The sequence below is a fragment of the Pontibacter sp. E15-1 genome (assembly GCF_022601975.1).
GTDB lineage: Bacteria > Bacteroidota > Bacteroidia > Cytophagales > Hymenobacteraceae > Pontibacter.
Map to the genome: position 1 here is coordinate 110,161 of NZ_JAKVIR010000021.1, position 6,889 is coordinate 117,049.

General features: G+C 50.9%; 7 protein-coding genes. 2 read left to right on the forward strand and 5 right to left on the reverse strand.

Going from position 1 to position 6,889, the window contains the following annotated elements:
* Positions 1-35: 35 nt before the first annotated feature.
* The 4 genes from MKJ04_RS15550 to MKJ04_RS15565 form a co-directional block, all read right to left on the reverse strand.
* Positions 36-914, reverse strand: a complete 879-nt coding sequence (locus MKJ04_RS15550; protein ID WP_241642570.1) for an OmpA family protein — start codon at positions 912-914, stop codon at positions 36-38.
* Positions 915-1,035: 121 nt separating this feature from the next.
* Positions 1,036-1,917: a methylated-DNA--[protein]-cysteine S-methyltransferase gene (locus MKJ04_RS15555; RefSeq protein WP_241642571.1), complete on the reverse strand. Its 882-nt coding sequence runs from the start codon at positions 1,915-1,917 to the stop codon at positions 1,036-1,038.
* A 102-nt stretch (positions 1,918-2,019) separates the two neighbouring features.
* Positions 2,020-2,739 (reverse strand): tetratricopeptide repeat protein, encoded by a 720-nt coding sequence (locus MKJ04_RS15560; protein ID WP_241642572.1) that lies wholly within the window; start codon positions 2,737-2,739, stop codon positions 2,020-2,022.
* A 76-nt stretch (positions 2,740-2,815) separates the two neighbouring features.
* The gene (locus MKJ04_RS15565; protein ID WP_241642573.1) at positions 2,816-3,544 is read right to left on the reverse strand and encodes a tetratricopeptide repeat protein; all 729 of its coding nucleotides are present in this window, start codon (positions 3,542-3,544) and stop codon (positions 2,816-2,818) included.
* Between the two features lie 295 nt (positions 3,545-3,839).
* Here MKJ04_RS15565 and MKJ04_RS15570 point away from each other — a divergent pair, with 295 nt between their 5' ends.
* Together MKJ04_RS15570 and MKJ04_RS15575 are read left to right on the forward strand one after the other, a co-directional pair.
* On the forward strand, positions 3,840-4,262 hold the full coding sequence (locus MKJ04_RS15570; protein WP_241642574.1) for an antitoxin Xre/MbcA/ParS toxin-binding domain-containing protein: 423 nt from the start codon (positions 3,840-3,842) through the stop codon (positions 4,260-4,262).
* Entirely contained in the window at positions 4,259-4,726 is a 468-nt protein-coding gene (locus tag MKJ04_RS15575) for an RES family NAD+ phosphorylase (RefSeq protein WP_241642575.1), read from the forward strand. Before MKJ04_RS15570 ends, MKJ04_RS15575 begins: the two co-directional genes overlap by 4 nt.
* 553 nt (positions 4,727-5,279) lie before the next feature.
* Here MKJ04_RS15575 and MKJ04_RS15580 read toward each other — a convergent pair.
* Positions 5,280-6,704 (reverse strand): amino acid racemase, encoded by a 1,425-nt coding sequence (locus MKJ04_RS15580; RefSeq protein WP_241642576.1) that lies wholly within the window; start codon positions 6,702-6,704, stop codon positions 5,280-5,282.
* Positions 6,705-6,889 lie beyond the last annotated feature (185 nt).

Sequence of the window (6,889 nt, forward strand, 5' to 3'; positions counted from 1 at the left end):
CCGTTTAAGATTTTATACTTCCGGGAAGCGGTGGATCAAGTGGTCTCCAGGATCTGGAACAGCTCGTCCAGTTTCGGGGTCAGGATGATCTCGGTGCGGCGGTTTTTCTGGCGCGCCTCTTTGGTGCTTGCCTCATCCAAAGGCACGTATTTTGAGCGGCCCGATGGCGTGACACGGTGCGGATCGACACCAGTAGAGGTTAGGATGCGGGTGATCTCGGTGGCGCGCAGCACGCTCAGGTCCCAGTTGTCCTGCATGCCCACAGTGCCTTTCGAGATCGGAACGTCATCGGTATGGCCTTCCACCAGCACGTTCACGTCCTGCTGCTCTTTCAGCACCGAGGCAAGTTTCTTCAGTGCGTCCACGCCTTTCGGGTCTACTTTGGTGGAGCCGGAGTTAAACAATAGCTGCTCTGCCAGCGACACGTATACCTTGCCGTTGCGCACGTTGATCGTCAGGTCCTTGTCGTTGAAGCCGAGCAGGGCGTTGCTCACGCGGTTGCGGAGGTTGGCCACAGCCTTGTCTTTTTCGTCGAGGATGCGCTGCAGTTCTGCAAGGCGCTGCTCACGTGCTTTCAGGTCGGCGTTCAGGCGCTCGATCTGCGATTTGCTCATGTTCAGGTTGTCACCCAGTGTTTTCCCCTCTTTCAGGGCCTGCGCCAGGCTTTGCTGGTACTCAGCCTTCTGCTGCTCCAGTTGCGCCCGTTCCTGCTCCAGGTTGGCTTTCTCCTGCTCGAGGCTTGCCTTCTGCTGCTCCAGCGTGGATTTTTGCTTCTCCAGGTCAGCTTTGTCTACCTCCAGGCCATTTTTTCGGCTCAACAGGTCATCGTATTTCTTCTTGGACACGACACATGAGGAAAGCGCCATGCTACCAGCCAATAGGTATACAGAGGCTTTCATAAAATTCTTTTTCATATATATGTTTAGCTAAAAATGTAGCAAAGGGAGAGCAACAAATATAGCAAATTAACATATACCGGAAAGCCGCCGCCAAACTATTTCTCCCTTCGCCAAAGCGGATTTTGCTCTCGCGCCCTCAGGTTTGCCTACCAAAAAGCGGCAACTGGGAGTGTGGCGCCTCGGCTGTCATTTCTGGGGTGTGCCGGGCGGCTTCCCACCCGATCATGGCCATCTTGCGCTCGCTCCCCCAACGGTACTCGCCAATGCCGCCCACACTTTTGATAACCCGGTGGCAGGGGATGAGGAAAGCGATGGGGTTGTTGCCGATGGCGGTGCCCACGGCCCGGCTGGCGGTGGGGCGGCCTATACCCCCGGCCAGATGCGCGTAGGAGGAAAGCCGTCCCTCGGGTATCCGGAGCAACGCCTCCCATACCTTTAGCTGAAACGGGGTACCCTTCAGGTGCAGCGGAATCTTGCCGGGTTGTAGCTGCTGGTATGTCTCGAAAAAAGCCTGTACCTGCTCGTACAGGGGGCATTGTTGCCGGATTAGTGTCGCCTTGGGCCACTGTACGACAAGTTCCTGCAAGGCCTCCTGTTCGTCCAGGTAAAAATGCAGGTGGCAGATACCCTTTGGTGTAGCGGCCACGAGGTAGTTTCCGAACTGGCAGCTAGCCATGCTGTAGCGTATCGTGAGCTGCTCGCCCTGCCTTTGGTAGTCGCCGGGGGTGAGGCCCTCGATTTGCAGAAACAGGTCGTGGAGGCGGCCCGTGCCGGAAAGGCCGCTGACCGAGGCCGTCTCTGCCAGCGACACCGCCTGCGCCAGGATGGCTTTGGCATGGCGCAGGGTCAGGAACTGCAGAAACTTCTTGGGGCTGACACCTGCCCACTCCGTAAACACCCGCTGAAAATGGTACGGGCTCAGGCAGGCGTGCGCCGCCACTTCCTCCAGGTCGGGCTGCTGCAGGGCATGTGCCCGGATGTAGCGCATGGCCTCGGCCACTGTCTCGTAATGGTTCATGGGGTGAAGTACCGAAAAGCGCCCCGTACACGCAACCCGTTTCTTGCTGATTTTGCTAATGGCCAGAAAAAAAACCCCTGCTTTTGGGCAGAGGCTTCGATTTTATTCCTGCGGGGTGGCTGGCAGCGACGACCGGAAGAACCCTTTCGGGTCTGGCATTTTATCAGTCAGCTGCGCGATAAAGTCATAGTCGATTTGCATCAGGTTTACCTCACGGCTTTTGTGCAGGTAGGCCCAGGCATCGCTGTATTCTTTTTGGTAAAACTTCACCTTCGAAAGGTTGTAGAGCGCATAGGCATTGGCAGGGTCGGCGGCGATGGCCTCGTTCAGGTAGCTGTCTGCCTTCTTCAGGTCGCGCTTTTTTTGCTTGCCGTCTTTGTATACATTGAGGTAGGTCGAGGCGATGTCAGACAGCAGCGTCGCGTTTTTGGGGTCATACACCAGCGCTTTCTCATAAAAAGAAATCGCCTTGTCGTGCTCGCCCTGCGAGGATGTCACCAGGCCAAACGCCCAGTAGGTGTCCTTGTTGTCGGGGTTCAGCAGCCAGGCCAGGTTAAAGCGGTAAACGGCGGTGTCCAGCTGGCCTTCGTTCAAATACTCCCAGCCACGCTCCACAAAAAACTTGCTCGCCTCCTGCCGGTTCGTGAAACTCTTGTCGCAGCTGGTCAGGAACTTCTCGTCTTTCTTCTGCTGCGCCTCGGATTTTGCCTTTCCCCCAAACATCGGGAGCACCTGCATGTCTTTTTCGGCGGCTTGTTCCTGGGCCATACCCATGGATGTGGCACAGACAAACGCAAGCACGGCTATCATTATTCTTTTCATCGGTATATCTTACTTGAAGGGTGAGGTTTGTTATGTTCGAATATAAAAGTAATTGAATATGGCCTATTTCACAAGCTTAGGGCGCAGGAGGCGTGGGGTATTTGCCTGCGGGGTCGGGGTGCTTCTCCAGCAGAGCCGAGATAAAGGCCTCATCGCCCACGGATGCATCATAGGTCTGGCTTTTGTGCAGGTAGCCCCAGGCGCTCTCGTATTCGCGGAGGTAGTAGCTGCTAATCGCCAGTTTATAGTATAGGTCCGCCTCCTCCGGCGACTGTTGCACGGCCTGCTCCAGTAGCTTCTTGCTCTGCAGCAGGTCTTCGGGATTGCTGTTTACATAAAATCGGCTGAGGTGGCTGGTAGCAACATCGTTAAGCAGGCGCGGGTTCCCGGGGTCGCTTTTTAAGGCATGGTATAGCGCGAACAGCGCCTTGTCATACTCCTGTTGTTGGCCGTAGAGCAGGCCATACCCCCAGTATACGTCGTTGTTGGTGCTATCCATGAGGTAGGCGCGGCTGAAGAAATACGTGGCCGAATCGGTTTTCTCCTCCTTAAACGTGCGCTGCCCCTGCAGCACATAGTATGCGCTGGCCAACGCACGGCTCTTGAACCTGTCGACGTGCTCCTGTATAAACGCCTCCTGGGCAGCTTTGGCTTCCGGCGTAGTGGGCTGTGTCACGGGCAGTACGTCCGCCATGGTCAGGGCAGGGGTGGGGGGCAGTTGCTGTGTGTTTGAGTTTGTTTGTGGGGTTTTGCAGGCACTCAGGCTCATCAGGAACCCAACTGCCACCACGATGCATTTGCGCATTTCTGTTCCGGGGTTGTTAGAATCTTATAACGCCTAAGCCCCCGAAAAAGTGCTCTGGTCCGGATGATTCCCCTTTTCCCGAAGCACCAGGCGGGGTGGCTGTTTCCGGGTGGTGACCTGATGGCTGCACGAAAACAGGCGTGTGCATGCTGTGAAAGAGCGCGCACGATTTCCAGGCAGCACTGCCCTGAGCCCCATGAAAATTCAACCATAAACTCTTCAGAACTATTTAACGACAAATGGCGTTTTAAATATGACAACTTTCGCTATCTTTGAAACAGAAACGACTTTAACTATGGCACAGGTACTTAGTAGCGAGCTTAGCTATAAGCAGATTGACGACCGGGACGTGTTCATGCTCATCAGCACGGTGCGGGAGGGTATAAAATATGCCCTTTTCCAGAACATCGCCAACATAAGCCCTTTCAGCACGACTGAATGGTCGAATTATCTGCACCTGTCGGAGCGCACGTTCCAGCGGTATAAAAAAGACAGGCGCACCTTCGACCCGCTGCACTCGGAGAAGATACTGGAGATCACGCTGGTATATAATAAAGGCGTGGAGGTGTTTGGCGACAAGCTTAACTTTGACGCCTGGCTGAGCGCGAAAAACGTAGCCCTGGGCGGCATTAAGCCCAAAGAGCTTTTAGACAGCACCTTCGGCATCGGTTTGCTGAAGGACGAGTTGACGCGCATTGAGCATGGCGTGTTGGCATGATCGTATACCGGCTCAGCAGGGGTAAGTTCAAGAACGACCTTTCCGGGCGCGGCGCAGAACTGGCCGGCGGGCGCTGGAACAGCAAAGGCATTGCCATCCTCTATACCAGCGAGTCAATTGCGCTGTGCACCGTGGAGATTGCCGTGCACATGCCGCTCGGTATCGTGCCCGCCGACTATCACCTGATTCAGATCGAGGTGCCGGACGATGCCCCGGTGCAGGAACTAACGCTGGAGGAGATGCCCGCGGACTGGAAAAGCTTTCCGCACGCCAACAGCACCCAGGAAATGGGCGACGCGTTTGTGCTGGGCAGCGAATACCTGGTGCTGAAAGTGCCTTCGGCCACCGTGCAGGGCACGTATAATTACCTCCTCAATCCCCGCCACAAAAACTTCAGAGACGTTACCATCACCCAAACCTCCCCATTCGAATTCGACAAGCGCCTTTTTGTGAAGGATAGTTAGGAATCACATATAAATCGTGAAGTCGGTCATATCGCGGTGGTAACAAGATTAGAAACTCCTTGTTTTCATAGCCTGCTTTGCGCTCCACGCCCGCTGGGGCGCGTTTTCCCGCTCGGCGCTGTGTACATTTCCTGCCTAACGGCTGCCACTGACGTGGCACCGGAAATCTACAAATAGAGGGCCCCTACCCCCGGTGCCTCCCGGAAAAACTGGGAATCATTTTGCATTGTTCTGACAGTAGAATACCCTCAATGGCTATAAACTTCATTTTGAAGTAATTCAACCTAAAGTAATTTTCGATTTCACGTTTTGATTATGAAAGGCGGCAGGTAAAACAGTCAGGACTTTCGCATCAAATCGAAACACAGAGCGAAAGCAGTCTGCAGCCCGCCGTAGTTGTGTGTTCTCACCAACAACTTGTTGGTCAAAAGACGCAACAAGAGCAGCTTTGCGAAAGCCCTGACTGTTTTAAAAGGATGCTGATTCCCAGATTTCACGAGAGGTGACGGGGGTAGATGATGCGGTGCCGTCTGCTAGATTACAGATAGTGATTTTATGCGTTTACCTTAGCCAAATTCACTATTTCTTTTGCTAAAACTAATGTTGGGTCTATTAGTGCAACCGGTTTTTCTCCACCTGCGAGTTCTTTAGCTTGAGGGAATAGAAGGGGCAATTCTGTGCAACCCAGAATAATTACCTGAGCACCATTTTCAATAAGGTAATCAGCTCCCTTAAGAATATGGTCTTTACAAACCCCTTCAGTATAGCCAGCTTTTACACCGTATTCTCCATAAATGCTTTCCATTACATAGCCTTGGTGCAGATCATCCGGAACAATAACCTGAAGCCCAAAATCAGTAAGTACGTTGTAATACACTTTGCTTTGAACGGTGCCCGTTGTTGCCAATAACCCTACGTTAGTTCCCTCGCCAAAATGCTTTAAAATATGTGCTGCAGTAGTTGTTATCATATTCACAATTGGCACATTGAGGTGCTCCTGTATTTCTTTTACAAAGGCATGTGCCGTATTGCACGGTATTGCAATGGCATCTGAACCAGCTGCTTCCAATTTTTTACAAGTTGAAAACAAGGCAATTGTTGGGTCTGTTTGGTTGTGAATCAAATTGGCCGTTCTGTCAGGAATCTGAGGATTTTGCTCCACCACCATTTTTATATGGTCCTGATCTTTTTTTGCAGGTGTGTTCTGAATAACTTTATTCATGAAATCGACCGTTGCGGAAGGCCCGACCCCTCCCACAATACCAAGTTTAAAGGGTTTGGCATGCGGAACATTTCCTGTTGCTAAGGCATAGTTTGCATAAACCTCATTAACGTCTATAATCGGGATTCCTCTTTTCCAGAGTTGGTTTACGATGAGCGAAATTTCGGTTACGCAAGGTAAAATTACTTCACAACCTTTTGTATTTAGCTCTGTACAGGCCTCGTATATGTATTCTAATGGCAAACCATCTAAGTACCCGTTCTTTATTCCTGATTCACCATATATAGCGTCCATTAATTGGGCCTGATTTGCAGGATACACCAATTCAAAATCTTGAAAATATTTTTTTAGTAAGAATGAGTCTTTCACAAAGTTGGATGTCAACACCCCTATTTTTGTCCCTTTTTTAACTTTAGAATTCAGGTAATCGGCGATGGCATCAAAAATGTTGACAATAGAAATGGAGGTTTCTTTTTGTAATTCGTCTAAAAAGGAATGACTTGCAAAGCAAGGCAGCAAAATTTTAGACACATCTTTTTGTTCAAAATTTTTGCAAATGGAGAAGGTATAAAACTTCCTTGATTTGATATCCTGCTCTGTGTATAAGGCAGATTCAATCTGGCTATAGGGTTGTTGTTCGAAAATGAAATGATACTTCTTCTGATTTTTTAATGCCTCTTTGTTTTTCAGAAGCTTAAAAAATAAATCGCCACCAGATAATGTGCCCAAACCACCGATTACTGCAATTTTATACATTCTATGTGTAGATAATTATTCTCTCTGAGTATGGTTTATCAATCTATATAGTTGTCACATTACCTGTAATGGCTCTGCTATGAAATGGCGTAGCTACCTTATAGGTGTTGTGTGCGCCCAGTATGGGCACCTGATACTGAAGGTATCAAATTATTCCAGAGGGTGCAAGTCCCTTGCAGGCGAGT

What these genes read in the sequence shown, in the direction of transcription:
- MKJ04_RS15580 (WP_241642576.1), bottom strand. Translation starts at nt 6,704, where the DNA reads ATGTATAAAATTGCAGTAATCGGTGGTTTGGGCACATTATCTGGTGGC.
- MKJ04_RS15575 (WP_241642575.1), top strand. Translation starts at nt 4,259, where the DNA reads ATGATCGTATACCGGCTCAGCAGGGGTAAGTTCAAGAACGACCTTTCC.
- MKJ04_RS15550 (WP_241642570.1), bottom strand. Translation starts at nt 914, where the DNA reads ATGAAAAAGAATTTTATGAAAGCCTCTGTATACCTATTGGCTGGTAGC.
- MKJ04_RS15570 (WP_241642574.1), top strand. Translation starts at nt 3,840, where the DNA reads ATGGCACAGGTACTTAGTAGCGAGCTTAGCTATAAGCAGATTGACGAC.
- MKJ04_RS15565 (WP_241642573.1), bottom strand. Translation starts at nt 3,544, where the DNA reads ATGCGCAAATGCATCGTGGTGGCAGTTGGGTTCCTGATGAGCCTGAGT.
- MKJ04_RS15560 (WP_241642572.1), bottom strand. Translation starts at nt 2,739, where the DNA reads ATGAAAAGAATAATGATAGCCGTGCTTGCGTTTGTCTGTGCCACATCC.
- MKJ04_RS15555 (WP_241642571.1), bottom strand. Translation starts at nt 1,917, where the DNA reads ATGAACCATTACGAGACAGTGGCCGAGGCCATGCGCTACATCCGGGCA.